At 48.2% G+C, this 26,636-nt stretch carries 22 protein-coding genes; 7 read left to right on the top strand and 15 right to left on the bottom strand.

What is annotated here, in order from left to right; genetic code table 11:
• Together BGO59_RS24535 and BGO59_RS24530 are read right to left on the bottom strand one after the other, a co-directional pair.
• Positions 1-861 (bottom strand): RagB/SusD family nutrient uptake outer membrane protein (locus BGO59_RS24535; RefSeq protein ID WP_293687743.1); only part of this gene is annotated, 861 nt, incomplete at its 3' end.
• 89 nt (positions 862-950) lie between these two features.
• The gene (locus BGO59_RS24530) at positions 951-4,235 is read right to left on the bottom strand and encodes a TonB-dependent receptor (RefSeq protein WP_293687741.1); all 3,285 of its coding nucleotides are present in this window, start codon (positions 4,233-4,235) and stop codon (positions 951-953) included.
• A 289-nt stretch (positions 4,236-4,524) separates the two neighbouring features.
• Here BGO59_RS24530 and BGO59_RS24525 point away from each other — a divergent pair, with 289 nt between their 5' ends.
• Positions 4,525-6,057 (top strand): NFACT RNA binding domain-containing protein, encoded by a 1,533-nt coding sequence (locus tag BGO59_RS24525; RefSeq protein ID WP_367120207.1) that lies wholly within the window; start codon positions 4,525-4,527, stop codon positions 6,055-6,057.
• A 163-nt stretch (positions 6,058-6,220) separates the two neighbouring features.
• On the opposite strand, the gene BGO59_RS24520 is transcribed toward BGO59_RS24525, so the two are convergent.
• Entirely contained in the window at positions 6,221-7,462 is a 1,242-nt protein-coding gene (locus BGO59_RS24520) for an ABC transporter permease (protein WP_293687738.1), read from the bottom strand.
• Positions 7,463-7,672: 210 nt separating this feature from the next.
• Between BGO59_RS24520 and ggt the strand changes: the two genes are divergently transcribed.
• Positions 7,673-9,478 (top strand): gamma-glutamyltransferase, encoded by a 1,806-nt coding sequence (gene ggt / locus BGO59_RS24515; RefSeq protein ID WP_293687735.1) that lies wholly within the window; start codon positions 7,673-7,675, stop codon positions 9,476-9,478.
• Between the two features lie 737 nt (positions 9,479-10,215).
• On the opposite strand, the gene acpP is transcribed toward ggt, so the two are convergent.
• The 4 genes from acpP to BGO59_RS24495 all read right to left on the bottom strand — a co-directional run bounded on the left by acpP (position 10,216) and on the right by BGO59_RS24495 (position 14,769).
• A complete protein-coding gene (gene acpP / locus BGO59_RS24510) occupies positions 10,216-10,446 on the bottom strand; it encodes an acyl carrier protein (RefSeq protein WP_080058234.1) in 231 nt (76 codons plus the stop codon).
• A gap of 101 nt (positions 10,447-10,547) precedes the next feature.
• Positions 10,548-11,876, bottom strand: coding sequence for a TolC family protein (locus tag BGO59_RS24505; RefSeq protein WP_293687732.1), 1,329 nt, complete (start codon positions 11,874-11,876; stop codon positions 10,548-10,550).
• A 90-nt stretch (positions 11,877-11,966) separates the two neighbouring features.
• Positions 11,967-13,547: a DHA2 family efflux MFS transporter permease subunit gene (locus tag BGO59_RS24500; protein WP_293687729.1), complete on the bottom strand. Its 1,581-nt coding sequence runs from the start codon at positions 13,545-13,547 to the stop codon at positions 11,967-11,969.
• Between the two features lie 109 nt (positions 13,548-13,656).
• The gene (locus BGO59_RS24495; protein WP_293687726.1) at positions 13,657-14,769 is read right to left on the bottom strand and encodes an HlyD family secretion protein; all 1,113 of its coding nucleotides are present in this window, start codon (positions 14,767-14,769) and stop codon (positions 13,657-13,659) included.
• Between the two features lie 341 nt (positions 14,770-15,110).
• On the opposite strand from BGO59_RS24495, the gene BGO59_RS24490 reads away from it, so the two are divergent.
• Complete coding sequence (locus BGO59_RS24490; protein WP_293687724.1) at positions 15,111-15,443, top strand: MarR family transcriptional regulator; 333 nt, start codon at positions 15,111-15,113, stop codon at positions 15,441-15,443.
• Positions 15,444-15,519: 76 nt separating this feature from the next.
• Here the strand turns inward: BGO59_RS24490 and BGO59_RS24485 are convergent, their stop codons facing one another.
• The 4 genes from BGO59_RS24485 to BGO59_RS24470 all read right to left on the bottom strand — a co-directional run bounded on the left by BGO59_RS24485 (position 15,520) and on the right by BGO59_RS24470 (position 18,826).
• Entirely contained in the window at positions 15,520-16,167 is a 648-nt protein-coding gene (locus tag BGO59_RS24485; protein WP_293687722.1) for a VTT domain-containing protein, read from the bottom strand.
• A gap of 81 nt (positions 16,168-16,248) precedes the next feature.
• A complete protein-coding gene (locus BGO59_RS24480; RefSeq protein ID WP_293687720.1) occupies positions 16,249-18,144 on the bottom strand; it encodes an ABC-F family ATP-binding cassette domain-containing protein in 1,896 nt (631 codons plus the stop codon).
• Positions 18,145-18,176: 32 nt separating this feature from the next.
• The gene (locus BGO59_RS24475; RefSeq protein WP_293687717.1) at positions 18,177-18,593 is read right to left on the bottom strand and encodes a putative toxin-antitoxin system toxin component, PIN family; all 417 of its coding nucleotides are present in this window, start codon (positions 18,591-18,593) and stop codon (positions 18,177-18,179) included.
• Positions 18,590-18,826, bottom strand: coding sequence for a hypothetical protein (locus BGO59_RS24470; protein ID WP_293687715.1), 237 nt, complete (start codon positions 18,824-18,826; stop codon positions 18,590-18,592). The genes BGO59_RS24475 and BGO59_RS24470 overlap by 4 nt, the downstream gene beginning before the upstream one ends.
• 98 nt (positions 18,827-18,924) lie before the next feature.
• Between BGO59_RS24470 and BGO59_RS24465 the strand changes: the two genes are divergently transcribed.
• From BGO59_RS24465 to BGO59_RS24450, 4 genes are all read left to right on the top strand, one after another.
• Positions 18,925-19,929 (top strand): formylglycine-generating enzyme family protein, encoded by a 1,005-nt coding sequence (locus BGO59_RS24465; protein ID WP_293687712.1) that lies wholly within the window; start codon positions 18,925-18,927, stop codon positions 19,927-19,929.
• A 67-nt stretch (positions 19,930-19,996) separates the two neighbouring features.
• Positions 19,997-20,476: a 2-amino-4-hydroxy-6-hydroxymethyldihydropteridine diphosphokinase gene (folK, locus tag BGO59_RS24460; RefSeq protein ID WP_293687709.1), complete on the top strand. Its 480-nt coding sequence runs from the start codon at positions 19,997-19,999 to the stop codon at positions 20,474-20,476.
• A gap of 78 nt (positions 20,477-20,554) precedes the next feature.
• On the top strand, positions 20,555-21,772 hold the full coding sequence (locus BGO59_RS24455) for a pyridoxal phosphate-dependent aminotransferase (RefSeq protein ID WP_293687706.1): 1,218 nt from the start codon (positions 20,555-20,557) through the stop codon (positions 21,770-21,772).
• Positions 21,773-22,244: 472 nt separating this feature from the next.
• Positions 22,245-22,430 (top strand): hypothetical protein, encoded by a 186-nt coding sequence (locus tag BGO59_RS24450; RefSeq protein WP_026261842.1) that lies wholly within the window; start codon positions 22,245-22,247, stop codon positions 22,428-22,430.
• Between the two features lie 123 nt (positions 22,431-22,553).
• Here BGO59_RS24450 and BGO59_RS24445 read toward each other — a convergent pair whose 3' ends face one another.
• The 4 genes from BGO59_RS24445 to BGO59_RS24430 form a co-directional block, all read right to left on the bottom strand.
• The gene (locus BGO59_RS24445) at positions 22,554-23,285 is read right to left on the bottom strand and encodes an RluA family pseudouridine synthase (protein ID WP_293687703.1); all 732 of its coding nucleotides are present in this window, start codon (positions 23,283-23,285) and stop codon (positions 22,554-22,556) included.
• 63 nt (positions 23,286-23,348) lie between these two features.
• A complete protein-coding gene (gene panB, locus BGO59_RS24440; RefSeq protein WP_293687700.1) occupies positions 23,349-24,167 on the bottom strand; it encodes a 3-methyl-2-oxobutanoate hydroxymethyltransferase in 819 nt (272 codons plus the stop codon).
• A gap of 119 nt (positions 24,168-24,286) precedes the next feature.
• The gene (locus BGO59_RS24435) at positions 24,287-25,645 is read right to left on the bottom strand and encodes a peptidoglycan DD-metalloendopeptidase family protein (protein WP_293687696.1); all 1,359 of its coding nucleotides are present in this window, start codon (positions 25,643-25,645) and stop codon (positions 24,287-24,289) included.
• A gap of 99 nt (positions 25,646-25,744) precedes the next feature.
• A complete protein-coding gene (locus BGO59_RS24430; RefSeq protein ID WP_293687693.1) occupies positions 25,745-26,629 on the bottom strand; it encodes a DUF4292 domain-containing protein in 885 nt (294 codons plus the stop codon).
• Positions 26,630-26,636: the final 7 nt, after the last annotated feature.

Here is a 26,636-nt window from a genome sequence, read left to right as displayed (position 1 = left end):
CGAGCTACCAGCATTGGCAGCGGCCTGGATGGCGAACACCGACTCTGAACCGTTGTCCTTGGCAGCATTGAAGTTGTCCGAATAGTTAGCCAGCAGAGCGTACTTCAAGCCATTGCTGGTCACGCCATTGGCAATCACCTGATCAAACAGAGCCTTGGCCTCGGTGTACTTCTTCTCATAGAGGTAGGTCTTGGCCAGATAGGCCATGGCGGCCCACTTGTTGGCCCGGCCTACGGACGACTGGGTAGCAGGCAGGTTATCCTGAGCGAATTTGAAATCGGCTTCGATCTTGGGCCAGATGTCGGCGTTGTTGGCTACTTTCTCGATGCCGGTGCCATAATCGACGGTTTCATCGATGAAGGGCACCATGTTGAAGTTGCGCTTGAGCTCGAAGTAGTAGTGCCCCCGCAGGAAGCGAGCTTCGGCCTGAAGTCCCGTTTTCTGAGCAGCCGTTACATCCGAACCAGCCGAGCCGAGCGAGCGCAGGACGGAGTTGCATCGGGCGATGCCTTCGTACATGGCATTCCACTTGGCGTTGACTTCACCACTGGAAGGCAGGAGCTGGTAGGTTTCGTAGGGGGTCAGGGCGTTGAAGTCACCGGAGTTGGAGCCTTTATTAGCTTCGCCCCCCGAGACGCTACCCCGCACCCAGTTGAAGGAGGAGGCTGACTGGGAGAAGCCCCGGGCGTTGAGCTGGGCGTAGGCCCCCATCAGCAGACCATCCAGACCCGCTTTGGTTGTAAGCTGGGCACCGGAAAGTTGTCCGGTGGCGGGCACTTCCAGGAATTTGTCGGTACAGGCAAAGGAGACGGCCATCAGCAGGGTGGCGGTCAGTGTGCCTTTGGTAATCAGTGTTTTCATTGTGCGTATATGCCTTTGAAAGAATATCGGTTGAATCTTTGGTCGGTTCATTACTTTTTATTGCAAATAACGAACCGACTCATTGCCTATTAGAAGCCAAAGCTTAAGCCTACGTTGTAGCCACGCTGAACAGGGTAGTTACCCACATCGATACCGAAGTTGGTATCCGCCGAACCACCTACGCCTGGGTCCATACCCGTGTATTTGGTGATGGTGAACAGGTTGGTAGCTGACAACGATATCCGCAGCCGATTCATGTTGATCTTGTTGAGGATCGTTGATGGGAAGGTATATCCCAGGGTCAGGTACTGCATCCGGGCATACGAACCGTTCTCTACGTAGTAGGAGTTGGGCTGGGTGTTGGTGCTGAAGTTAGACGCACTTTCGAAAATGGGCACCGTCGTGTTGGTGTGCGTAGGCAACCACGAATCTTTCACCCGAGCTCCCATAGCTGCTCCCGTGAAGGAAGGATAGAAGTCGGTGAACCAACGCTGGTTGTTGAAGATCTTGTTGCCCAGCGAGGTGTACAGGTTGGTGTTCAGGTCGAAGCCTTTGTACTTCAGCGTCAGGGTGATGCTACCCGTCATTTTCGGGATCGGGCTGCCCAGATACTGCCGGTCATCAGCCGTGATTTTGCCATCCCCGTTCGTGTCGGCATAGCGGAACCGACCTGGACCAGCGCCGTCTTGCTGAGGAGCAGCGGCCACTTCTTCCTTGCTGTTGAACAGACCGATCACTTTGTAGCCATAGAACGACGACAGGTCATGACCAGGCTCGTTACGCACTACGTTACCGCTCAGGCGGGTACCGCCACCGTAGAAGTAAGGCACTAATGGGTCGATTGCCACGATCTTGTTGTTGAGGAAACCGGCAATCGCCGTCACTTCGTAGCTCAGATCGCTGTTGATGTTACCCCGGTTAGTCACTAAGATGTCGATCCCTTCGTTGCGCATGCTGGCCAAGTTTTTGAACGGAGCACCTGAACGCACGCCGACTACACCGGGCAGGGCCAGTTGGTAGAGCAGGTCTTTGGTGTCACGGCGCCAGAAATCGAGCACCACTTCAAGTTTGTTGTTGAAGAAGGCTCCATCGATACCGATGTTGCTGGTCACGTTGGTTTCCCATTTAGCACCTGGGTTACCAATCTGGCTCCGGTAGAAACCAGCGGCAATGGAGTTGTTGGTTCCGTTGATGTCATAACCTTGACCAGCGCCACCAGCATAGAGGCTAAACTGGTTGGTCGCATTCAAGAAGTTGGAGTTACCCATGGTACCGTATCCCCCCCGAACTTTCAGGTCCGACACCCAGGGCAGGTTCTTCATGAACTCTTCCGACGACAGACGCCAGGCGGCCGACACGGCGGGGAAGACCCCGTAGCGGTTAGCAGCTGCGAACTGCGAAGAACCATCCCGACGAACTACGCCCGTGATGATGTACTTATCGTTGAAGGTGTAGCGCACCTGACCGAACAGCGAGTAGAACTTGTTACCCAGGCTATAACCACTACCAACGCCACGCGTAGCTCCGGGTGTGGTAGTGCTGATGGTGACGTAGTTCGGGTCGGTTGAGAAGGGGTTCTGACCCGATCCATCAATATTACGGCCTAATCCGGTGTTGAGGGCTTCAATACCCGCCAGGGCGTCGATGTCATGGATACCAAACTTCTGCTTGAAGTGGGCCGTGTTGGTAAAGGTCCACGCTAGAGCATAACCAGCCCCTTCGTTATAGGTATACGTCGTGTTGTTTTCCGAGTTCTCATACTGCACCCGACCATAGCTATTATAGTAGGTAGAGACAAAAGTACCACCCAGGCTACTGCGCAGGGTCAGGGAGGGGATCACATCATACTCCAGGTAGGCATTACCAAACCCGAAGATGTTGAATCGGCTGTCGTTCTGGCGTGCCTGACGATCAGCAACTGGGTTGCGAGGGTTGTTGAAACCCGGTGCAGCCGTACCCGCATACCCACCAAAGGAGTTGTACACCGGAATGATCGGAGGCATCCGGTAAGCGGACAGTACTTCGTTTTCATCGGACGATGACGACGAGTTGTTGTTGGTCGAGTTACCCAGGGTGCTACCAACGCCACCTAGAAGTCCCTTGGTTTTAACATAAGCGAGTTGGAAGTTTTCGCCGAAACGGAGCTTCTTGGTAATGTCAAACTCGGTGTTGGCCCGTAGTGTATAGCGAGTATAGTCGTTATACAGCACGATACCGGCCTGTTGCTGCATACCCAGGGCTACGTAGTACCGGCTCGATTCGGTACCGCCCGAGAAACCAATGTTGTGGCGCATCAGGGGAGCAACCCGGGTGATTTCCTTGTACCAGTTGGTACCCGCTTTGTTCGACGGAATGACGTTGTAAATCGCGCCGTTAGCAGGGTTTACGTTGTATTTGGCAGCTTCTGCCGTCAGGTCCACCTGCGAAGCCGACAAGCCTGAACGACTGCCCACCAGCAGATAATCGGGCAATACGGGCGTAGCGCCTTCCCCATACTGACCTCCGGCTAAGCCTTTGAAGTCGTTGGTGGGGTAGGTGCCCTGGTAGATGTCATTTTTACGGGCCTGCCAGGTCCAGTCAGCCTGTTCCTGCGGGTTGAGGATGGGCAGGCTTTTGCCCGGATCGGTAGCACCATAGAGACCATCGTAACTTACGCTCAGTTTTTGGGCCCGACGCTGACCTTTGCGGGTGGTGATAACAATCACCCCAGAAGCGGCCCGCGCTCCATAGATCGACGCCGAAGCGGCATCTTTCAGGACCGTGGTTGATTCAATATCATCAGGTGCCAGGAAGGCAATCGTCTGAGTAGGTACGCCATCCACCACATACAGCGGCTGGTTACCCCCGAACGAACCAAAGCCCCGAACCCGTACCTGAGAGGAGGTACCCGGCTGGCCATTGGTGATAACGGTGACCCCAGCCACGCGGCCCTGCAACTGCTGTTCGACGTTGGTGGAAGGGACGACTTTTAATTGAGCCGGTTTAACGGTGGATACGGCTCCGGTCACATCCCGGCGATTTTCGGTAGAGTACCCGGTAACGACGACCTCGCTTAGCGCAGTGGCTTCGTCTTCGAGTCGGACGTCAAGATTGCTTTGATTCCCCACATTAACTTCCTGGGTTTTGAAGCCGATTGCTGAAATCACCAGCACTGGGCTGCTGCCCCGGACGTTGATTGAAAAGCTACCACTGGCGTCCGAGGAAGTACCTGTTTGGGTTCCTTTGAGGACGATGTTGGCGCCGGGTACGGCTCCATCGGCCCCCGTAATTTTACCCGTCACTCGACGGTCTTGGGCTGAAGCATGGAGGCTCCAAAGCAGTAGGACTGCACCCAGAAAAGCGGTCTGCAGAAACCTGTAGAACGATGCTTTCATGAAGATTAGGTTGGTTTGAAAAATGAGTAAACGCATCAATATTAGGTTAGTTAAATTATATTTCAAAAAGAAATCGTAATAAAAAACATGCCTAAAAAGTGGTTGAATTAATTTTTTATTAATAAAATTATATTGTATATTATATTAACTTACTGATTATCAATATATTATTTTAAAATAATTATATAGTATATTATTTTAGTTATATAAGTGCTGAGTTTTCGTGAGTTTTTTAAAAAAATTGCCTCAAAAAAAACTTGAGCACTTCTAACGTTACTTTTGTAACACTATGCATACAAACTATTACTTTCTGCGGCAACTTACTCAGGCTCTTCAAGTACGGCTGATAGGTAGTTTTACCCCCTATTTTGATGGTGTGTCAGAAGAGAAAACACCATTACGATTTATGGAATGTTATAGCCAGGATCGGGATGAAGTCGTACTGGTTTTCGCAGAAGCTAAGGGCAAAGTCAATTACTATAAACCGTTTTATATTAAAGCTACCCTTCGACCGGATTTCTCAGGGATGATGTTTCCTGATCGTGTACAGCGCGCCCGTAACAACAGCGTTGACCTGTTTGAAACGGTGATTGGAGATGAAGGTAGCGAACGGGCTGTTATTGGCGTTCGGTCTTTTTTAAACGAGCGCTGCCTAGCCATTGAACTGGAGGATAACTTCACATTGGTATTCAAATTTTTCGGCAACCGCCCAAATCTACTCGCCTTTCATCATGATAAAGTTATAGATCTGTTCAATCGCCAATTGTTGACGGATGAGAAGTTGATACTTTCTGCATTTGATCGACCAATCGACCAATCTTATGAAGCGTTTGAGCAGACTGGGTTTGAGTATCGCAAACTGTTTCCAACGTTTGGTAAACTGGTAAATCGATGGATTGACGAGCAATGGCAACAGTTGACTCAGGTTACCCCTCAAGACAAATGGGCTATTATTCAGGATGTGCTTCGGCAGTTGGAAAAGCCGCAGTATTATCTTACCCGCTTCGACCATAAGCCTGCGCTTAGTTTGTTACCGTATGGCCATGTGGAGCAGGAGTTTTCAGACCCGATTGAAGCCGCTAACCGATTTTATAGTCGTTATAATGGCCTGAGTGTATTTGAAGCCGAGAAAGCAAACTTACTTCGGCTACTCGAAAAACGTCAAAAACGGGCCGAAGCGCAAATGGAATCGACGCTTCAACGAATGATTTTGCGGGAAGACGGCATTAGCCATGAACAGATGGGACATATTCTGATGGCAAATCTGCACGATATTCCGCCAGTTCCTGGTGCCAGATCGCCTGAACGAGTAACCTTATACGATTTCTACCACGATCAGCCTGTCACACTCAAACTCAAGCCCGACTTAAGTCCTCAGAAAAATGCAGAAAACTTCTACCGTAAAGCGAAGAATGAAAAAATAGAGGAACAACATTTGACGGACCTGATAGCCACACGGGAGGCTGATGTAGCCCGGATCACTCAGCAAAAGCAGGACATCCTGTCTGTGCAAACACTAAAAGATCTGCGTCGGTATGTAAAGCAGCACGAACTGCTGGCGGATGGATCAGAAAAGGCTGGGACACCGCAAGCTATTGACGCGCTTTTTAAGCAGGTAACTGTTGACACGTTTCGTGTTCTGATCGGTCGAAATGCGAAAAATAATGATCTACTAACCCAGCGGTATGCCTATAAAGATGACCTTTGGCTACACGCTCGTGATGTGGCGGGGTCGCACGTAATTATTAAATACCAGGCAGGTAAACCGTTTCCTAAAAATGTGATTGAGCGAGCTGCTGAGTTGGCTGCCTGGTACTCGTAACGACGGACTGACAGCTTATGCCCGGTGACAGTAACTCCCAAAAAGTTCGTACGTAAACCCAAAGGCCTTGCCGAAGGACAAGTGATTATCGAAAAGGAAGACGTCGTATTAGTTGTCCCTCGGGGTGAGTAGTAGTGAGCATTTAATGCTTGGCATTACTCACTTACTTAGCCCGAATCGCAATAACGGGGTCCATACGTGCAGCCGAAAAAGCGGGGATAATTCCCGACAATATGCCAATGACACTCGATACGGCCAGTCCCAGCGTAATATTGCCAGGAGTGAGCTGAAGGTCAAGGCTTCCTAAATCCATAAATGATAGTAGGTATACCAGAAAAATACCTGCTATCCCACCTACTAAACTAAGAAGAACTGCTTCGAACAGAAATTGGCATAGAATAAAGTAATTCTTGGCTCCCAGCGATTTCTGAATACCGATTATGTTCGTTCGCTCTTTCACACTGACAAACATGATATTGGCAATTCCGAATCCGCCAATCAGGATGGAAAACCCGCCGATTATCCAACCGGCTATGGTTAGAACGGAGAAAATACCACTGATGGCCTGGGCGGCTGCTTCGGGCCGATTAATCGCAAAATTATCTTCCTGTAATGGGCGCAGACCGCGTCGGGTACGAAGTAAGCCTCGGATTTCGCTTTCCAGTTCTACCAATCCTTCGTCGGTGTCGTAACCTTTGATAGCAATATCAATGTCGGGTTGAACGGAATGGAACATCTTGGCAAAAGCACCGTAAGGAATCAGGCATTTAATATCGGGATTGCCACCCACGTTCAGGATGCTCTCTCCTTTCTTTCGCTGTACCCCAATGACGGTGAAATTATGGCCACTGAGTTTGAAGGTCTTGCCAACGGGATCTTGGCCAGGAAAGAGATTTTCGGCAACATCGGCTCCGATGATGGCTACGTTACGGGCAACGTCGATCTCCTGCTGGGTGAAGTAGCGGCCTTGCTCGATGGGTACCTCCGAAATCTTGTTGTAATCCAGCGTGGTTCCCTGAATAAGCGATGCCATGCTGTTATTGTCGTGCTTTATGGTTACTCGCCCTTTAAAATCCATAGCCACGATGGCTTCGGCACTTTCGAGTCGATCACTCAGAAAACGGTATTCAGAATAAGTAGGTACAGGTCGCTGGAAGTATTTCCACCATTGAAATTCCCCGCCGAAAATCCAGGGCCATTTCTGCACATACACGACTTTGTCGCCAATAAAGGATAGGCTATCCTTTATGTTTCGTTCGAGCGAATCAACCAGGGTAAACACGGCAATGATGGCGAAAATCCCGACCGTTACGCCCAGTAAGGAGAGCGTGGTACGAAGCAGGTTTGAGCGCAGGGCCTGCCAGGAGAACCGGAAGCTTTCAAATATCTGACGAAGGAATCTCACCCAGGTAAAGCGTATAAGTGTGAACGAACAGAAGAGCGTGTTCAGTAATAGACTATTTCATTTGGTGAATGTACTCGCCCTGTCGGCGTTCACCAACTTTTTTCGGATAAGGGTCGGGTTATGAAGGATAAGTGGTCGATTTGGTGATCTGCCGCCGTCGGTTATTTTTGTAGTTTGCCAACCGATTACGATTTAACCTGAAACATACCTATGAACCAACGTATTATCCGATATGCTCTGTGGCTGCTTGTTGCCGGTGGCTTGCCAGCTTGTAAGACGCAGTCTCCGTCGACCACTGCGAGCACCAAAGTCAGCCAAAGTCAGGGCGTTTATCAGTACCGTGATGAAGACCCATCCGTAAAGCCATTCTTCTCCGATCGAGTGGGGATTATTGGGCGTAACGGAATGGTCGCGTCGGCACACCCCGAAGCATCGCAGGTGGGGCTAAACATCCTGAAAGTAGGCGGTAATGCGGTCGATGCAGCTGTGGCTGTGCAGTTTGCACTGGCTGTAGTGTATCCCGGTGCGGGTAATATCGGTGGAGGGGGCTTTATGGTGTATCGCGACCAGACGGGCAAAGCCTACACACTCGATTATCGGGAAAAAGCCCCCGGCCGAGCTACACAGAATATGTACCTCGACTCCCTGGGGAATGTAATTCCCGGACTGAGTATCAGCGGACATCTGGCCAGTGGCGTTCCCGGATCGGTCGATGGCATGGTCGAAGCCCATAAGCGATTTGGCAAACTAACCTGGGCGCAGGTGCTGCAACCCGCTATTGATCTGGCCGCTAAAGGATTTGCTCTAACAGAGCGGGACGCTCTCGGCCTGAACCGCATCAAAACCGATCTGCTCAAGATTAATCCGGGTAAAAATTACTTTTTGAAAAGTGTTGTTCCTGCCGATACCATAAGCTGGCATAAGGGCGATCTGCTGGTGCAGACGGATCTGGCGAAAACCTTACAACGGATTCAGGCTCAGGGCCGGGCTGGTTTTTATGAAGGTGAAACGGCTAGGCTACTGGCCGAAGAAATGGCGCGGGGAAAGGGATTTATTACCGAAGAAGATCTTAAAAACTATCATGCCACCTGGCGGGAGCCTATTCAGGCAAAGTATAAGGAATACAATGTGATTACGATGCCACCAACGTCGAGTGGGGGAGTAGCTCTGTTGCAGATGATGCGGTTTACTGAGCCTTACCCCTTGCGTAAATGGGGCTGGAACCGGGATAGTACGGTACAGGTGATGATCGAAGCTGAACGACGGGTGTATGCCGACCGTGCTAAATTTCTGGGTGATCCCGACTTTGTGAAAGTGCCCGTCAGTCAACTGATTAGCCCGGACTATCTGCGTAATCGGTGGACAGATTTTTCGTGGGCCAAAGCGACTGATAGCCGAAATGTAAAAGGCGGAACCATTCCTGGTTACGAAAGTCTCGAAACCACGCACTTCTCTATTGTCGATAAAGAGGGGAATGCAGTCAGTATTACCACAACGCTCAATGGGGGGTATGGGAGCCGTGTGGTAATTGGTGGAGCGGGCTTTTTTATGAACAACGAGATGGACGATTTCAGCGTGAAGCCGGGGGTGCCAAATATGTTTGGTCTGATCGGTAATCAGGCAAATGCCATTGCGCCCGGTAAGCGGATGCTCTCGTCCATGACGCCAACCATTCTGGAAAAAGATGGCAAGCTCTTCATGGTTGTTGGCACGCCCGGTGGTTCAACGATCATTACATCGGTTTATCAAACGATTTTAAATGTAATTGAGCATGGCATGACTATGCAGCAGGCCGTTAATGCACTTAAATTTCACCACCAGTGGCTGCCTGATAAAACGACGTTCGAAAATGGGGCTTTCTCCGAAGCCACAGTTCAGGCACTCCAAAGCCGGGGGTATATTCTGGAAAAACTTACCAATACGCTCGGACGAATGGACTGTGTGCTCGTCCGACCCGACGGGGCCTACGAAGGCGCATCCGATCCTAGAGCTGATAATACAGCGCGTGGCTATTGAACTCCCAATGTGGTTAACTGGTCTTTTACTAGGCTGGAAAACGGAAGAGAGCGTCAATAACATTAAACTAAGGCCAATAAAATTAAGACGTTGTACACGTAAATGACTAGATCGTTTATTGCTAAATGGTTTCCTGTAATACAGGGAGCGATTATTTTAATCAATGGCTATTTCTTCCTCAAATATCCTTTGGTATCCTTACCAGGAGTTTTGTTATCTCTGCTTTTCGCTTTGCTATCTGTTATTTACTACAGTCATAATGGTATTGTAATTTATAGCCTGCGATGTGTAAAGAGCTATACATATCAAGAGTTTGTTTCAATACGGCCATATGCTGATGGTGTTAATTTATACAAGATTATATTCACGGACGGCATGGAATATTTAATTGGTAACGGGGGTAAGTACCTCTTTTCAATTGATTCTGTTCAAACAGCAATGAATATGGAGAGGAAGTTACGCGTATTTTTTGAGACAATGGATAGTAAAATAAATTAGCGCTAGGCCGGCTCAAGAAACTGATTGGGTGATGTTTTACGACTTCGTGCTTCGTTCGGTTTTGAGAAACCTCACTATGTCAGATGTGAGTATCTGACACCACTGCGGAGCGGACAATATAGTAACCTGTATCAGTTGTTCATAAACCGCGAGGACGCAACAGGCGCAGAAGTAAACTACTCTTTGCGTCTATTGTGTCCTCGCGGTTTGTATAAAAATATTGTTGAGAAGGAGGGCGGTTAAACAACGGCCTGCTCAGCTTCCAGATAGGTTAGTACGCCCTGCATCGTAGCCAGTTTGTGGTGGTCCTCATCGGGAATGCGGATACCGAATTCCTGCTCTAGTTGCATAATCAGGTCAACGCTATCGAGACTATCTAAACCAAGATCACGCGAGAAATGGGTCTGCTCTGTAACCGATGATTCAGAGACGCCAAATTGCTTCAGGATATCAATCACTCGTTCTTTCATAACATGGCTCTTTGTTTAGTTCAACCTACTATACGCTTATAAAATCCTTTTTTGGGCAGTTTAGTATGTGGATTTATGAAATTTTAATGAAGCCAACAGTATCAAAGCAGGCTCTCGCCCAGGAGTCGTTTTAATTCCAACTGATTGAGCAGTAATTGATACTGGAAATTCAGACGGCCTAATTCAGCTTCTTCTACACCCGTTTCGGCGCTTTGTAGCTCCACATTGGTGATGACCCCATTTCGTAAACGAGCGTTGGCAATCTCAAGCGCTTTTTTCGACTGGATGACCTGCGTTTCCAGATTGGCTAGCCGCGTCAGGTTGCTTCGGATGTCGGCATTGAGCTGGGCAATACTCTGGCGTACCTGTGCATTTGCGCTTTCCAGAGCATATCGGCTCGCATTCAGGTTCAATTGGGCTGCCTGGTTCTGTAACTTATAACGGTTTCCTGAGTAAATTGGTACAGCTAGTGATACGCCAGCCGCAATATTGAACCGAGGGGTATTGATTTCGGGTAGATAGCCGTTTCGGTAACCCGCTGATCCCGAAAAACTAAGATTCGGCCGACCCGATAAGTTGTTGGCCAGGATATCGGTTTCGGCCTGGCGAATTCGATCCTGTGCTAGTTGCACCTCTTTATTGCCTGCCAGTGCCGATTGGGCATCATTGGCCAGCGTGTAAGGTTGCGTAGTTACATTACTGCCTGCTGTTTCCAGATTGAACTGATTCACAGCCTGACTAATATCGGGATTCGGATTGCCGGTCAGATAAGTTAACAGAGCGAGTTGCCGCTCCAACTGGTTCTGAATCTCAATTTTACGGTTTTGAGCCGTTTTTACCCGAACCTGTTGCGTTAGTACATCATATTGAAGCGCATCGCCATTTTGCAGGCGGGTAACCAGTAGTTGTACATTCGCGCCCGCCGTGCGGATCACCGAATCCTGAACACTCAGGCTCCGTTGCAAAAACCCTATGCCATAATAGGCAGCGGCAACCTGATAGGCCAGCGATTGCTGGGTGATCTCCAGGTTTCGGCGGAGTACTTGCACATTATCAGCAGCTTGTTGTACCGAGGCTTTGGTTCGGCCCCAGTCATAAATGGTTTGGCCAACGCCAACATAGGCATTTACGTTGTGATTCGGCTGAAACTGAATGGTTCGGTTTACACCATCGACCGGCAACGTGGCCTGTGCCACGGGCGTAAGGTATTGATAACTCGCATTACCGGATATGTTTGGTTTCAGGGCCGATCGGGCGATATCGGTCCGTAAATCACCCGCCTGAATTTGCTGCTGTTGCTGTTTCAGCACCGGGTAATACGTATTAGCCTGCTGGATCAGGGCGCGCAAATCGTCAGGAACTGGCTGATTCTGTGCCTGAGCCACGCCGATCGCCAGCAACGAAGTCACTATTAGAAGTTTGGTGTTCATGCTTTGAGAGGTTTACAGTTTACGGTTTACGATAGGCTAACGAATGCATTTTTTTGCACAGCAACCTACCGAAAATCGTAAACCTGAAAATTAGTGTGCTGACTCGGCTACCGCTTTGGCGGCTGCAGCGTCCATTTTTTTCTTTTGTAGTAAAAACAGAAGTGGGAACGAAACCACGAAGAATAGCCCCGCGAGCCGGAAGGTATCAAGGTACGAAATCATCAGTGCCTGTTTGGTAATAATCAGGTCAAGATTTTTATACGCACCTGTCACGGCATCCATTGCATTGATCCCTTTGGCAACCAGGGCTTGTGTCATGACATTTACGCGTTCGGTGGTCAACATCTCGCCCGGTTGCAGATTCGACACCAGATCCCCGCGATGAACAGCTGTGCGTTGCGTAACATAGGTGTTGGTAATGGCTACTCCGAACGCACCCCCTATTTGCCGCATCATGTTCACAATAGCGATACCGGTAGGCATCTGGCGGGGTTCCAGCGACGAAACCGACTGGTTGATGAGCGGCACGTTTACCAATGCCAGGCCAATACCCCGAATGATCAAAGCCGTGATGAAATCGCCATTAGACGCATTCATATTGTAGGTCGACATCAGGAAACAGAAAGAGGCAAAGGCGACATAACCCAGCGTGACAATGAGCCTGGGCGAGACCCCTTTAGCCAGCATTCGACCCGTAATGGCAAACATCGGAAGTGTTACCAGGCCGCCCGGAATCAGCAATTTACCCGTTTGAGTTGCCGTTAAGCCAACAATACGCTGGGCAAATAGCGGGTAGAGCAGGACAGATGTAAATAGCCCATACCCAACGACGACGACCAGAATCGACCCGATAAATAGGTTTCGATTTTTCATCACACGCAGATCCACGACAGGCTCTTTGGTGCCTCGCAGCTCCCACCAGATAAAGGCTGGAATAGCAAAGACTGATAGGGCTGTTAGCCAGCGGATTACGCTATCATCGAACCAGTCATCGGCTTCACCGCGCTCCAGTACATATTGCAATGCACCAATGCCCACGGCCAGCAGCAAAATGCCGATCTGATCAATTGGAATTGATTTTCGATCGATGTTGATTTCGTCTTCTTTTTTCTCGATAAAGGTCAGGCTAAGTAGAACGGCAATAATCCCGATCGGAACGTTGATGTAAAACATCCAGCTCCAGTGGTAATTATCGATAATGTAGCCTCCCAGCGTTGGCCCGAGCGTTGGCCCCAATACGATTCCCATGCCAAACAGCGCTGAGGCTACTGCACGTTGCGAAGGTGGAAAAGCATCGTACATAAGCCCTTGTGAGGTCGAAAGTAAAGCCCCGCCCCCGATCCCCTGTAGGAACCGGAAGAAAACCAGGGTCCATAGATCACTGGCGAAACCGCACCCATAAGAAGCCAGGGTGAATAAAATAATGGAAGCGATGTAGTAGTTTTTGCGCCCAAAATACCGTTGCAAAAAGCTCGTCATGGGAATTACGATGACGTTGGCAATGGCATATGACGTTACAACCCAGGCCACATCTTCGATCGTTGCGCCCAGATTGCCCGCAATGTCATTGAGGCCGACATTGACAATCGACGTATCGATCAGTTCCATGATCGCTGCAGATACGGCCGTGATAACGACGATCCAGCGACCAAAGCCACTTTGTTGTGCCATAAATTTTTTAAGTATTAGGAGCGAGAAATGAGGAGTGAGAATGCTGATGCGAACGGGCTAAACAGAGTATTCTCACTCCTCGCTTCTCGTTCCTCACGCCTAATACTGATTAATTAGCTACCCGAACTTCAGCGTCTACACTTAAGCCGGCACGCAGTTGATTTTTGTACGTTTCGGGGTTGAGGATTTCGATCTTCACCGGCACACGCTGGGTGATTTTGACGAAGTTACCCGATGCGTTATCGGCAGGAAGCAGGGCAAAGCGGGCACCAGTCGCGTCAGACAGCGATGCAACACGGCCTTTTATATCCAGTTCAGGATACGCGTCCAGTTTGATATCGACCTGCTGACCGACCTGCATCTTCTCCAATTGTGTTTCTTTGAAGTTAGCCACGACCCAGAAGGTGGAGTCGGCTACGATTGTAAACAGGTTTTGCCCCGGTTGGACGTACTGACCTACAACCACATTTTTCCGGCCGATTTTTCCGGCAATTGGGGCTGCAATGTGTGCATAGCCTACTTTCAGCTTGGCATTGTCGATAGCGGCCTGCTTTACTTTCAGCACGGCCTGTATCTTCTGAATGTTCGCCTGGGCTTTAGCGATACCTGCCTGAGCGACTGACTGCGACGTTTGGGCGAGGGTAATCTGCTCGACGTTTGCATCGTACTGCCGACGTTGTACTTCGGCATTGTTTTGAGAATCTTCTAACTGCTTGCGCGTCAGCGACTGTTCTTTGTAAAGGTTTTGATCACGTTGTAAATCTTGTTGAGCTTTGTCCCGACGAGCCGCCTGTACCTGTGCGTTCGACTGCGCTACGCGGGCATTTTGGGCTACATTACGGGCGTTCGCCTGTGCGTTTTGCAGGTCGGCGCGGGCATTTTCGAGGTCTGCGAGTGACTGCTGATAATCGGCCTCAGCCTGAGCCAGTGCTACGTCATATTCCTGAGGATCGATGGTTATTAATTGTTGACCCTGTTTAACGGTAGCATAATCATCAACGTTGACAGCGGTGACATATCCAGCTACGCGAGCCAGTACGGGGGCTGAGTTGCCTTCAACCTGTGCATTGTCTGTTGTTTCATACTGTTGGCCATGCCGATACGCCTGATAACCAAAATACCCTCCTACCAATAACACCACACCAATAATGATGCGGGGTAGAAAAGTACGAAGGCCGCTTTTTTCTTCCATTGTTGTTTGTTCCTGAGTTAGAGTTGCCATATGTACTGCGTTCAATAAAGTGATAGGCAATCGATTTGGGTACGTAGTGGATGTCGAACCATTCACTTAGTCAACTTGTTTGACTATCGAGGCAAAAGTAAACTAGGTTGACTATAAAGTCAAGCAGGTTGACTATATTTGTACAATATTTTGTAAAGAATTGTTTCTGATTTTCCTATTTTGCTTTCATGATAGTGGAAACGCATAAGAATTCCTTTGATTTTAACCAATTTCGGCTAATTCGGGAGCGGTCGGTAGGACGGTTGTTCTGGCGACTAAAACGATTTACGTCTAGTTACATAGAACCCCGCCTGCACGCGCTTGGTTACACGGATTTCAAAATGAGCTACCTCATGTTCCTCTCGAATATCGAAGAACAGGGGACTACAAATAATGAATTAGCCAAGCGAGCCTGCGTAACGAAGCAAATGATGAGTAAAATCGTCGGTCTGCTGGAAGAAGAGGGGTACATTTATACGCAGAAGAACCCAAGCGATTCCAGGTCCAGCATTATTTTCCTGAACGCACGCGGCAAAGAGTTGTTCGTGGCGCTGGAAGGCTGTATGCAGGAAGCCCGCACTAAATTTGATTCGATTGTTGGCCACGACCGCATGGAGCAGGTAATCGAAACTATGTATACGCTGGTTACTGAATTGGAAAAAACAGACCAGTGACGTAGGATGTATGATATAATTGCCTCTGATGAACTACATCATACACCTTACATCCTATATCATACATCCTACGTTCTTACTCAGGAATCTTTTCCGTTTTTTTTTCATTGCGGGCATTCAGATACCCTTTTACAACGGTAAACGTGGTGATGGCCAGGAAGAAAATGATGATGTACTGCACATAATCTACGATCCAGGGAAAGCGTTCGCCAAAATAAAAACCGCCACCTACTAGCGTCAGTACCCAAATAGCTCCACCAATAATATTATAAAGCATAAAATACTGAACGGGCATATGGATAAGCCCAGCCAGAAGAGGAGCAAACGTACGAACTACCGGCAGAAAGCGTGAGATGATTAAGGCGCTGTTGCCATACCGCATGAACGCATCTCGTGTGTTATCAATGTATTTCTGCTTGAAAAATAGGGAGTCTGGTCGATTCTTGATTCTGGCGCCAAAATAATAGCCTGTCAGATAGCCCGTCGCTGATCCCAGCACTGCTGCGCCAAAAATGCAGGTAAGCAATAACCAGAGGGGAACATTCAGTAGCTTGGTACCGGCAAACACACCCGATAAAAACAGCAGATAGTCGCCGGGGAGGAAGAAGCCGAAAAAGATACCATTCTCAACGAAAATGATAAGCGTGATCAATACCAGTCCGCCCGTACGAATAACTTCCTCGGAATTAAGTAGGTAGCGAAAAAACTCAAGAATCTGATCCATGTCTAAAGAGTGAAAGAGTGAAAGAGTGAAAGAGTAGTGGGTTAGCTTTTCACCCTTTTCGCTCTTTCACTCTTTCGCTCTTTACATATATTCTGCCAGTTCGAGCCATCGATCCGATTTCTCGGCGATGCTTCGATCGAGCTGTTCAATTTCAAGAGCCCAGGCCATGAGTTGTTCATGGTGACCACCCGCGTTCAGAAGACCCACTACCTCGTCTTTTCGTTGCTCCAGCGATTCGATTTCTTTTTCAAGAGTTTCGTATTCGCGCATCTCTTTGAACGACAGTTTTTTCTTAACAGTACTGGGCTGAACCGTTGCGGAAGAAACTACAGCCGAGGGAGATTGGTTCTTTGAACTACTCGAAGTAGGTTTATCATTTTGTAAAGTTGATTTTTTGGGCTGGCTATCCCGCCATTCGCGGTAGTCGGTATAGTTGCCCGGAAAGTCACGGACTTTCCCTTCGCCTTCCAGCACAAATACATGCTCCACGAGTCGATCCATGAAATAGCGGTCGTGGGTTACGATGAGTACACAGCCCGAAAAGCTCTGTAAGAAATCTTCCAGAACGTTCAGGGTTGTGATATCGAGGTCGTTGGTTGGCTCGTCCAGAATCAGAAAGTTGGGGTTCTGCACCAGTACCAGCAACAGTTGCAGCCGTCGTTTTTCACCACCACTTAATTTGGAGACGTAATCGTATTGTTTATGACGATCAAACAAGAATCGACTTAGCAACTGAGAGGCTGTAACGGTATCGCCATTTTCCAATTTCATGACCTCTGCTACTTCCTGTACTACGTCGATGACCCGCTGGTTTTCGGGCATGTCTAGCTCCGACTGAGTATAATAGCCGAATTTGACCGTACCTCCCGTTGTAATCTTGCCCGAATCAGGACGAAGTTGATTAGTAAGCAGGTTGAGCAGTGTGGTTTTACCCATGCCGTTTTTGCCAATCAGCCCTGCCCGGTCGAACCGTTTGAATGTGTAATTAAAGTGATCGAGCAATACCTTATCGCCGAAGCGCTTGCTTAGGTTTTCGACCTCCAGAATTTTGCTGCCTAGTCGGGTCGTGCGCAGATTCAGATCGAGTTCACCATCGTTGCGCCGTCCGCTTGTTTTTTCTTTTAATTCTTCAAAGGCATCAATTCGATACTGAGCTTTAGTGCCCCGCGCTTTGGGTTGACGACGCATCCATTCCAGCTCACGACGAAAGGTATTCCGGTCTTTAGACAGTTCGGAAGCCGCTGCCGTTTCACGCTCGTCTTTCTTCTCCAGGAAATAAGCGTAGTTGCCCTTGTAGGTATAGAGCTGGCCGTTGTCCAACTCCGCAATCTGATTGCAGACCCGATCCAGAAAATACCGATCGTGCGACACCATCAGGAGCGTACCATTATTAATATTCAGGAAGTTCTCTAAGTATTCAATGGCTTCCAGGTCGAGGTGGTTGGTGGGCTCGTCCAGAATCAACAGGTCGGGACTCTGGATCAGTACACGGGCGAGGGCTACCCGTTTTCGTTGCCCACCCGATAGCGAACTAACAGGCTGTTCCACATCATGAATACCTAACTCACCCAGAATTTGCCGGATTTGGGCTTCGTAGTCCCAAGCTTCGAGTTTTTCCATATCGACCATTGCCCGTTCCAGTGCTGCATGATCGTCATGGGCAAGGGCAAGTTCATAGGCACGAACGGCGTCGAGCTGGGCACTTTCACCAGCTAATACCACCTCCATAACGGTGAGGGCATTATTCAGATCGGGTTGCTGATCGAGGTAGCCGATGGTAATATCTTTCCGATGGCTCACAATGCCGGAGTCGGGCGGAACGGCTCCGGCCAGAATGGAGAGTAACGTCGTTTTGCCAGAGCCATTAGCGCCTACAATCGCAACTTTATCGCCCCGATTGATACCAAACGTCAGGTTTTTAAACAGAATACGGTCGCCGTACGACTTCGTTAAATTTTCGGCTGAGAGATAATTCATAACAGATAATTAGGTGCCTGTTGCAGAAAGCGTTAATTGTCTGGGAAAAGTATTTTCTGAAACTGGGCACGCGTTCGCACAGGAATGCGGGGGAACGGAATTGTTTCCAGGATTTTATAATGACTATCTTCTGTAATGAGAAAGTCTGCTCCACAGGCTACAGCACAATCTACAAACTTGTTGTCGTCAGGATCTTCTGTAATTAATGACCAGAAATAATAGGGTGAAACTTTCAGGACATTAGGGCGATTGGCTAATGTTTCCAAAACGTTTTTTGCCAGTGTTGGTGAATTATAAAATGTACCAATGATTTCCTCATACTCTTCTAAAATATCAGTTGTTACGGCCATTTCGACGATTCCCGCCAATATGGCGTCAAATAACCAGCGGCTTTTCGCTATTTTCGGAATACTGACCAGTAAGCAGTTGGTATCGATAACTATCCTCATCGTTTAACATGATAAGGCGTTCGGCGATGTACGGTTGCTTCTTTTTCTAATTGGTCGGCTGTTATACCTTGTTCCGCCACAATATGATCCATTTCATCGTCAACTAATTTGGCAAAGTAATTCGATAGCAATAACCGAATTTCAGTTTCCTGTTGGGGCGATAATTCCCGGTCAAACAAATGCAGCATGTACTGTTGCATCGAATTAAGTCGGGTTGGCTGATTGTGCTCCATAAGGCATAGGTTATAATGATTGACTTCGCAAAGGTACAAGAAAGAAAATCGTTCGTACTTTTACCGGTCAATGATGGTTTCTTTCTACATAACCAAAAATGCTTCCTAAACATCTCCTGTCCATTCTGGCATTAACAGTTGGGGTAAACAGTCTGACGAGTGCCCAAACCACTACTGAGTTTAAATCATACACCCAAATCGTTCCTGGAAGTGACCAAACGTATGCGATGGTGGCAATTCCGGGTGGTAAGTTTCTGATGGGTAGCCCCGCTTCCGAAAAAGGCCATAAACCCGACGAAGGTCCACAGCATAGTGTAACCATTGAGCCGTTTTACATGGGTAAATTCGAGGTGACCTGGGACCTTTATGACCTGTTTGCCTTTACCAATATGGAAAAGGAAATGGCTGCCAAATACCCTCAGACCGATGCCAATCTGACGAAGACTGATGCAACAACACGGCCTAGCCCGCCCTATGTCGATATGTCGTTTGGTATGGGAAGAGCAGGCTATCCGGCTATCAACATGACTCAGTATGCGGCCATAAAATTCTGTGCCTGGCTGTATGCCAAAACGGGTATATTTTATCGCCTGCCGACCGAAGCGGAATGGGAATATGCCTGCCGAGCGAATACAACAACGCCCTATTCGTTTGGCGCGGATGTGAAAAAATTAGGCGAGTACGCTGTATTTAATGGCAATAGTGGGGGAGGGTATAAGAAAGTCGGGACGAAAAAACCAAATCCATTCGGGCTATACGATATGCACGGTAATGTAATGGAGTGGACGAAAGACCAGTACATCGAGGATTATTATAAACAGGTTGCCAGTGGTAAAGTTAAGGAACCATACGCACCAACGACTACATTATACCCGAACGCTGTACGGGGCGGCTCCTGGGACGATGAACCGGACGTGTTACGATCAGCTGCCCGAACGCCTTCGGCCCCAGCCTGGAAAATCCTCGATCCACAAAGCCCTAAATCGGACTGGTGGCTCACGTCGGCTTCCTTCGTGGGTTTCCGGATTGTACGGCCAGCTAAAATGCCTAGTGAGGATGAAATTAAGGCCTATTACGATATTAAAGTGATCAAGGACTACTGAGAATGTATGATATAGGGTGTATTGACGTAATCGCCTTATATCATGCATCTTATATCATACAGCCTACATGATACTGCTACTTCTCGGGGCCAATTTGGGTGACCGGATAAAAACTTTACATCGGGCTAGTGAGCTACTTGCCGACCGGGTAGGGGATGTAGCCAAAAGGTCAGCTATTTATGAAACGGCTCCCTGGGGCGTAACGGATCAGCCGACTTACCTGAATCAGGTTTTAGGGGTGGAAACAACCTTACCGCCTGACGAACTTCTGCGGCAAACGCAGGCTATTGAGCAGGCCTTGGGTCGGGTTCGGTTGGAGCGATGGGGTGCCCGCTTAATCGACATTGATATGTTGTATTATGATCAGCTCATTATACAAACTCCACAACTGACCATTCCCCACCCGTATTTACATCAACGTCGGTTTACGCTCGTACCACTTGCCGAAATTGCCCCCAACTTTCTCCATCCGATTTTGCAGAAAAAAACGCTCGAATTACTGACGGAGTGCACAGATACTAGTGAGGTTAAAATTTTTAATTCTTAAATAATAGAGCCGCTCCAATGAAAACATAGTACCTTTGCTGCCAGTTTGTTATCATTTTATTAAAACTACAACAAATTTATGTCTGCCACGCTTGACACCGTGAGTTTATTAGCCGACCGCATCAACGCGCTGGAAGAATCGTCCACGCTGGCGATGACCAAGAAAGCTCGTGAATTGGCTGCTCAGGGCCACAAAGTAATTAGCCTGAGCGTAGGAGAACCGGATTTTAAAACCCCACAACACATTTGCGAAGCCGCTAAGAAAGCCATTGACGACGGCTTCCACGGGTATTCGCCAGTTGCGGGCTATCCTGACCTTCGTAAAGCCATTGCTGATAAATTCAAGCGCGACAATAATATAGACTGGAAGCCTGAAAATATCGTTGTGTCGACGGGTGCCAAACACTCGCTGGCCAATGTGATCCAGGTGCTGATCAATCCCGGCGACGAGGTAATTATTTTTTCGCCGTACTGGGTTAGTTACTCCGAAATGGTGAAGCTGGCCGAAGGTAAGGCGGTTGTCGTTGACGGATCATTTGAGAACAACTTTAAAGTGACCCCCGAGCAGTTTGAGGCCGCCATTACGGATCGGACTAAAATTGTGATGTACGCGTCGCCCAATAACCCAACTGGCTCTATTTACTCCGAGGCCGAGTTGCGGGCCATTGGCGAGGTAGTGGCCCGTCATGAAAATGTTTATGTACTGGCCGACGAAATTTACGAATACATCAACTTCACTCCCGAAGGCCATTTCAGCATCGGATCAATCCCGGAGATTGCTGATCGGGTTATTACCGTAAATGGTGTTGCTAAAGGTTTTGCCATGACGGGTTGGCGTATTGGGTACATCGGTGCTGCCAAGTGGATTGCCGATGGCGTTGAGAAATTGCAGGGGCAGGTTACGTCGGGTACGAACTCTATTGCTCAGAAAGCCACGGTCGCTGCTCTGACGGGCCCACTAGAGCCCTCCATGGAGATGACCAAAGCATATCACCGACGTCGTGATCTGGTGGTTAAGCTGTTGAAAGAGGTACCTCACTTCCGTACGAATGTTCCCGAAGGAGCGTTCTATGCATTCCCGGATATTAGCTACTACTATGGTAAATCGGATGGAACAACCACGATTGATAATTCCGATGATTTTGCCTTATGGTTACTGAATAAAGCCTTTGTTGCTACTGTGGCGGGATCGGGTTTTGGGGCTCCTAATTGTCTACGTATCTCGACGGCTGCATCCGATGAGTCGTTGGTCGAAGCAATCCAGCGTATCAAAGAAGCGGTTTCTACCTTGAATTAAGCAAATCTGGCGAAAAACCATCCCTACAGGGGCCAGCTTGACTAGTAATTGACCTGATTACTAGTCAAGCTGGTCCCTGTAATTGTATACAGGGAGGCTATATAAATAATCCACTGAATTTATATGAATTATAGGATAATGGCGTGATGATGTATAGTTTCTAAAATAATTTAAGAATAATTAACCAACGACAATGAATGTTCGCTGTAGATTAATTAAATTAGGAAAGGATATAATATTGGCATTAAAATTGACAAAGGGTAAGAGTAGGTTAGGCAATTGACAGCACATTAACTATAAGAAACCGTAATCCCCTTTACGTGATAGAAAACTTTTTCATATTGATCTTGTTTTTGTATTAAGTCAAGTTTAATTTTGAATAAGAATAGAATGGCGGATTAAGTGTTTAGTGAGTAAGTTGTTGATTTGTCCGTAGCCGTAACTTTAATCGTTAAAATTATTCCTTAAACCAATGAGAAATTTTCGCTTATACATGATTTTTCAATGGGTTTTCTTTCTGCCCATTATATTACCGCTATGCATCATCTTCGGAGCGTTGCGTGGGATCGTGCAGATGATTGAGCGTGTAATGGAGCAGATTATCCTGGATGTTGCCCCTACGGAACAGCCAACTACATCGACGGTAACAGAGCCCTGATTTATTTATACAGACTGACGAGTTGGTGTGGTAAGCACGCACCTGCTTTCAACATAAACGGCCGCATTTTCTGGGGATCAGAAGGTGCGGCCGTTTCCTTTCAGGTAATATCTGCTAAGAACGTTATTCAAAAATGTAGTCGAGATTCTTGTCTTTAAAGTTCTCATCATCCAACTCCAGAAACTCTTCCCAAAAAGGATCGTTTGGGAGCCCTGCTTTGCAAATGAGGGGCTCTTTTCTGACGGGATGAATAAAGTAAAGTCGGCGTGCGTGTAAATAGATTTTTTTGTCGGCCACAGCCCGATCGTAACCATATTTAACATCGCCCCGAATCGGGCATCCCATGTGTGCCAATTGGGAACGAATCTGGTGAGGGCGGCCAGTTATTGGGTTTACTTCCAGTAAATAGTGTTCGTTAATTTTGCCCAGTACCCGATACGATAACTCAGCTTTCTGAGAATTTGCTACTTCATAATCGTAGACCGTTACCTGGTTTTTCTGTTCATCTTTGACCAGCCAGTTGACGAGCTTATCCGCATTTTTGGGAGGCTTTTGGCGGACTACAGCCCAGTAGGTTTTCTGTACCTGCCGCTTGCGAAATATTTCGTTCATGCGCTCCAGCGCTTTCGAAGTTCGGGCAAACACGACCAGACCACTAACCGGGCGATCAAGTCGATGCACAAGCCCCAGAAATACCTCCCCTGGCTTATTATACTTCTCTTTAATGTAGTCTTTCAACACGTCCAGCAGCGTAATATCGCCGGTACGGTCGCCCTGTACCAGGATGCCCGGCTCTTTATTGACGATCAGCAGGTGGTTATCTTCGTAAACTACCTGATATGGTTTTCTTTTCATGTGTAACGTGGGTGGAAACCCGCATTTTTTTGTTACTACGGGTTTCCACCCGCGTTACATAACTCAATACGCTTCTTTCTCGTTCGGAAAGTCGTTCGCTTTTACATCATCAACATAATGAGCAATGGCCTCAGTCATGATCTGGTGCAGGTCGGCGTATCGACGAAGGAAGCGGGGTTTGAACTCATTATTGATACCCAGCAAATCATGAATAACCAGTATTTGCCCATCGGCATCGGGTCCTGCACCAATTCCGATCGTCGGTATGGTCAGGCTGGTCGATACGGTTTTGGTGAGCTTAGCGGGTATTTTTTCGAGAACTAGGGCAAAGCAGCCCAGTTCTTCAAGCATATGGGCATCGGTCATTAACTTTTCAGCTTCAGCCTGCTCTTTAGCTCGTACGGCATAGGTGCCAAACTTATAAATGGACTGAGGAGTTAGCCCCAGGTGACCCATTACCGGAACCCCAGCGCTTAGAATGCGAATGATCGATTCCTTGATTTCGAGGCCGCCTTCCATTTTAACAGCGTGGGCCCCCGATTCTTTCATGATGCGAATAGCCGATTGTAAGGCTACTGACGAGTTGCCCTGATAGGAACCAAACGGCAGGTCGACTACGACCAGTGCTCGCTTGACGGCTCGAACAACAGAACTGGCATGATAAATCATCTGGTCCAGTGTGATCGGCAACGTAGTTTCGTGCCCAGCCATGACATTGGAGGCCGAATCGCCAACCAGAATCAGTTCAACACCAGCCGCATCGACTACCCGCGCCATCGAATAATCGTAGGCGGTCAGCGCCGATATTTTTTCACCCTTATTTTTTAGTTCCTGAATGGTGTGCGTCGTGACGCGCTTGATATCGGGATTATGAACAGACATTTTTGAGTGGTAGAGTTATAACGCTGTAAAGTTATGGACCGAGCCGACGATTCGCTTCTGACTAGTTAAGAATACACGACACAATTCGATTATGTTATGACGTTACAACGTTATGCTGTTTACCTCGGAACCAGCCAGGACTCAGGGTTAAGCTTAGTAAACTCTTTCCAGATTTGAAACTGCATCTCAGAAATGCCGTTTTTGTCGGTGGCTACCGTACCAATGTTTTCCCGCGCTTTTATGCGTTGTCCAGCCCGGACAGATACGCTTTTCAGCTTAGCGTAAATGGTGAAGTAATCGCCATGTTGAATAGCCACCACATTGTTCATACCAGGTATGTTGGTCACATCCTGAACAATGCCATCATAAACGGCCCGGACGTCTTCTCCTGCATTCGTTTGAATATCAACGCCTTGGTTCTCAACATAAATTCCTTTCAAGACGGGATGGGGCTTCCGGCCAAAATGGTCCGAAATAAAGCCTTTAGTTACCGGCCAGGGCAAATGAGCCCTCGACGCTGTAAATGAGGAGGCCAGTGCTGTCTCTTCGTCGTTCAGGTTGTTATTCCGTCGCTCGTCGGGCTTTTTGGCAACGGGTTCGGGTTCGACCGGACGTTCTACTTTGGCTACGTCGGCCGGAGCGGGTTTTTCACCTGCTTTTTCGGCAGCTGCTATCGCTTCTTCGGCTCGTTTGCGTTCGGCTGCTTTTCGGGCGGCTTCCACACGCGCCAGGCGTTCGCGTTCAGCGCGTTCACGGGCTTCTCGTTCGGCACGTTCTCTGGCTTCCCGAGCAATCAGCCGGGTAATCATAGTTTCCAGTCGGTTGATGGCCCGTCGACTTTCGGCAAGCTCAGCCTGTAACTCAGCTTCTTTCTTACTTAGTTCTTTTACAACGACATTTTTCTCCACCTTCAGCGTTTCAAGCTTTTGGGCTTCTTTTACTTTGGCGCCTAAAGTGTTTTTTTGCTCAGCGCGTTTGTGTTGCGTTGCTTTTTGTTTACCCTGCAACATCGTCTGAACGTTATTCATCTGCCGAACCTGACTTTGCCGGGCATCCGAATACTGGCGTAAATACCGATACCGAGCTACTAACTGATTGAAATTGTTGGCGGCAAACAAAAAACCAAGAGGGTTGACCTGCTGCCGTCGTTTGTCTGCTGCATAGACCATAGAGCCATATTCAGCTTTTAACTTGTTCAGATCGTTCGTTAACGCCTGACTCGCCTGACGTAATTCGGCAATTTCGGATTCCGTGAGTTTAAGGTCTTTATTCAGAAGGCCGATCTGCCGGGATTGTGTCTGAATTTGTTGCTCAATGGCTTTTAACTGGCCCAGACCGACCTGCTTTTCCGATGCGGTTTGCTTCAGGATGGTGCGGATCTGGTTCATCTTTTCCAGATTCTGCTTTTTCTCTCGTTCGAGCACCTGTCGATTCCGCTGCGTCTGAGGAGCCTGTGCTATAGCAACAAACCAACCCATACTAAACAAGATCAGGTTAAATACTGACCAGTATAGAGTACGGGAATGGGAGGGGAATTTGGGGAACATGGCTGTTAAGACCAACAAATGTGCAGTGGGTTAAGGTCGACGAGTATACGAAGCCGGGATCGAAAAAGGAAATCCTGGGCTTTTATCAACTAGTTCAACTTTGTTATGCTTAATACGAAGTAAGGTCTGATAGAATTGCCCGTCGGTTTTCGATTGATAATCGAGGGTGACTAGACTTGTGTATGGAAACAGGAAGTTATTGAGCGAGGTAAAGTCCTCATAATCCAGTCTGAGTGTGTTTTTGGTTGGCTGCTCTGTAACCATCAGTTTTTTCAACTTTCGATCGTTTTCGCCAATATAGTTTTCGACTAGTACCTTGCCTTCGCTCTGACGGAGCAGCAGGTAATCCCGTTCGTTTTTGATCTTTTGCGCCGGGCGTTTAGGAAGGGGTAGATTCCCAACAATCAGCGCCTGGAGCAGCTCAAAATTCATATTAAAGTTAAACTGTCGACTCAAGGTCGGGAAGTCGTAAACAGAGTATTCTTTATGAATCTTGTCGATTATCGTGATGGAATCCTTTGTAATCTCACCGCGAACAGCTTCGATGCCCAGTTTCGAAACGGATACCCAGATCAGGCTGTCTTTCCGAACCCGAATTGTTACGTTGGCATTGTCGATATCCTGCTGCTGGCTCTTGAATGAAATCTTCGATTTAGCCGTGAGGTAGCGGAAATCAATTTCGGCTACATTAGCCCTGGCTTCTTCAATACCCGGACGAGTTGGCCGGGTTATCGTACTTGAATCAGTCAGCGTGGTTGATGAAGGGCGGCTTGCCAGAGTCGAGTCAGGTTGGGATGTAGAAACTGACGTGGGAGAACTAACCGGATTGGCAGTGCGCGACATATGCTGCCGTCGACAACCTTCCGAAAACAGTACGACAATCAGTGATGCTATGAAGCACAAAAAATTATTCATTGGGACT

Source organism: Spirosoma sp. 48-14, from assembly GCF_001898575.1.
Classification (GTDB): Bacteria; Bacteroidota; Bacteroidia; order Cytophagales; family Spirosomataceae; genus Spirosoma.
This window is presented reverse-complemented; position numbering and strand designations above follow the sequence as displayed.

What these genes read in the sequence shown, in the direction of transcription:
- BGO59_RS24450 (WP_026261842.1), top strand. Translation starts at nt 22,245, where the DNA reads ATGAGAAATTTTCGCTTATACATGATTTTTCAATGGGTTTTCTTTCTG.
- BGO59_RS24480 (WP_293687720.1), bottom strand. Translation starts at nt 18,144, where the DNA reads ATGAATTATCTCTCAGCCGAAAATTTAACGAAGTCGTACGGCGACCGT.
- BGO59_RS24530 (WP_293687741.1), bottom strand. Translation starts at nt 4,235, where the DNA reads ATGAAAGCATCGTTCTACAGGTTTCTGCAGACCGCTTTTCTGGGTGCA.
- BGO59_RS24490 (WP_293687724.1), top strand. Translation starts at nt 15,111, where the DNA reads ATGAGCTACCTCATGTTCCTCTCGAATATCGAAGAACAGGGGACTACA.
- BGO59_RS24470 (WP_293687715.1), bottom strand. Translation starts at nt 18,826, where the DNA reads ATGGAGCACAATCAGCCAACCCGACTTAATTCGATGCAACAGTACATG.
- acpP (WP_080058234.1), bottom strand. Translation starts at nt 10,446, where the DNA reads ATGAAAGAACGAGTGATTGATATCCTGAAGCAATTTGGCGTCTCTGAA.
- BGO59_RS24455 (WP_293687706.1), top strand. Translation starts at nt 20,555, where the DNA reads ATGTCTGCCACGCTTGACACCGTGAGTTTATTAGCCGACCGCATCAAC.
- BGO59_RS24445 (WP_293687703.1), bottom strand. Translation starts at nt 23,285, where the DNA reads ATGAAAAGAAAACCATATCAGGTAGTTTACGAAGATAACCACCTGCTG.
- BGO59_RS24475 (WP_293687717.1), bottom strand. Translation starts at nt 18,593, where the DNA reads ATGAGGATAGTTATCGATACCAACTGCTTACTGGTCAGTATTCCGAAA.
- BGO59_RS24465 (WP_293687712.1), top strand. Translation starts at nt 18,925, where the DNA reads ATGCTTCCTAAACATCTCCTGTCCATTCTGGCATTAACAGTTGGGGTA.
- panB (WP_293687700.1), bottom strand. Translation starts at nt 24,167, where the DNA reads ATGTCTGTTCATAATCCCGATATCAAGCGCGTCACGACGCACACCATT.
- ggt (WP_293687735.1), top strand. Translation starts at nt 7,673, where the DNA reads ATGAACCAACGTATTATCCGATATGCTCTGTGGCTGCTTGTTGCCGGT.
- BGO59_RS24485 (WP_293687722.1), bottom strand. Translation starts at nt 16,167, where the DNA reads ATGGATCAGATTCTTGAGTTTTTTCGCTACCTACTTAATTCCGAGGAA.
- BGO59_RS24500 (WP_293687729.1), bottom strand. Translation starts at nt 13,547, where the DNA reads ATGGCACAACAAAGTGGCTTTGGTCGCTGGATCGTCGTTATCACGGCC.
- BGO59_RS24525 (WP_367120207.1), top strand. Translation starts at nt 4,525, where the DNA reads ATGCATACAAACTATTACTTTCTGCGGCAACTTACTCAGGCTCTTCAA.
- BGO59_RS24435 (WP_293687696.1), bottom strand. Translation starts at nt 25,645, where the DNA reads ATGGGTTGGTTTGTTGCTATAGCACAGGCTCCTCAGACGCAGCGGAAT.
- folK (WP_293687709.1), top strand. Translation starts at nt 19,997, where the DNA reads ATGATACTGCTACTTCTCGGGGCCAATTTGGGTGACCGGATAAAAACT.
- BGO59_RS24505 (WP_293687732.1), bottom strand. Translation starts at nt 11,876, where the DNA reads ATGAACACCAAACTTCTAATAGTGACTTCGTTGCTGGCGATCGGCGTG.
- BGO59_RS24495 (WP_293687726.1), bottom strand. Translation starts at nt 14,769, where the DNA reads ATGGCAACTCTAACTCAGGAACAAACAACAATGGAAGAAAAAAGCGGC.
- BGO59_RS24430 (WP_293687693.1), bottom strand. Translation starts at nt 26,629, where the DNA reads ATGAATAATTTTTTGTGCTTCATAGCATCACTGATTGTCGTACTGTTT.